The following is a 426-nucleotide window of genomic DNA, read 5'->3' on the forward strand; positions in this document are numbered from 1 at the left end:
TTGCGCGATGGCGTGATACACGCCACTGATGGCGCGCTTGAGGTTGCCCAGCACCACGTTGACGCAACGTGCACCGGCCGCTTCGGTCGCGGCACGACCACCGCCGGTGTCCAGCGTGGTGTGCGCGTGGCCGGCGTCCTCCAGGCGACGGAAGCAGGCCAACCCATCGGTGTAGACCTCGCACCCGGGCGCGAGGCGACGGGCAATCCAATCCTGCAGCGAGGTATTGTCGAAGCTGCGCACCGGCGCGATCACCACGAAGCTCGGCGCGGTAAAGGTGTCATTGGTCTGCACCGCCATCAGGAACGCTTGTTTGTTCTCCGATCCGCGTCCGGCCTTGCCACCTTTGCGCTCACCGCCCAGGTAGGCATCGTCGATCTGCACGAAACCCACCAGTTTCCGCGTGGTTTCGCGCTCGGTCATGAC

At 65.3% G+C, this 426-nt stretch carries 1 protein-coding gene; it reads right to left on the reverse strand.

Features of this window, described 5'->3' with window-relative positions; translation table 11 throughout:
* Positions 1-426 (reverse strand): IS1595 family transposase (locus XpopCFBP1817_RS21215; protein ID WP_128418511.1); only part of this gene is annotated, 426 nt, incomplete at both ends.

The sequence above is a fragment of the Xanthomonas populi genome (assembly GCF_002940065.1).
Taxonomy (GTDB): Bacteria; Pseudomonadota; Gammaproteobacteria; order Xanthomonadales; family Xanthomonadaceae; genus Xanthomonas; species Xanthomonas populi.